The organism is Streptomyces sp. 4F14 (assembly GCF_048159485.1).
Classification (GTDB): domain Bacteria; phylum Actinomycetota; class Actinomycetes; order Streptomycetales; family Streptomycetaceae; genus Streptomyces.
In genome coordinates, this window is sequence record NZ_JBLRVY010000198.1 from 1 (window position 1) to 394 (window position 394).

The window sequence follows — 394 nt, forward strand, 5'->3', positions numbered from 1 at the left end:
TGTCGAACATCTGCTGGCCGAGCTGATCGAGAACGGCGCGGAGTGCTCGCATCCCGACCGTATGGTGACGGTGCAGTCCAAGCCGGTGAAGGCCGGCCTGGTGGTCGAGATCGAGGACAGAGGGCTGGGACAGCCCGCCGATCAGCTGGAACGGTACAACCGGATGCTGGCGCAGCCCCGGGAGGAGCATCTGGCCGAGCAGCTCCACGCCCGGCAGCTCGGGTTGCTGGTCGTGGCCAAGCTCGCCAAGCGGTACGGCATCCGGGTCGAGCTGCGCGAGAACATCTTCCAGGGCACGACCGCCTTGGTGGTCGTGCCCAACAAGCTCCTGCTCCCTCCAGCCGAGTCGCCGAAGGCTCTTTCAGCAGCGACAGGGCGACACCCGGTTTCTGTT

1 protein-coding gene is annotated in these 394 nt (G+C 66.2%); it reads left to right on the forward strand.

The genetic code is table 11. The features are described 5' to 3' along the window. Positions 1-394, forward strand: a 394-nt coding sequence (locus ACLZOT_RS50300; RefSeq protein WP_416976031.1) for an ATP-binding protein, incomplete at both ends; no start/stop codon positions are given.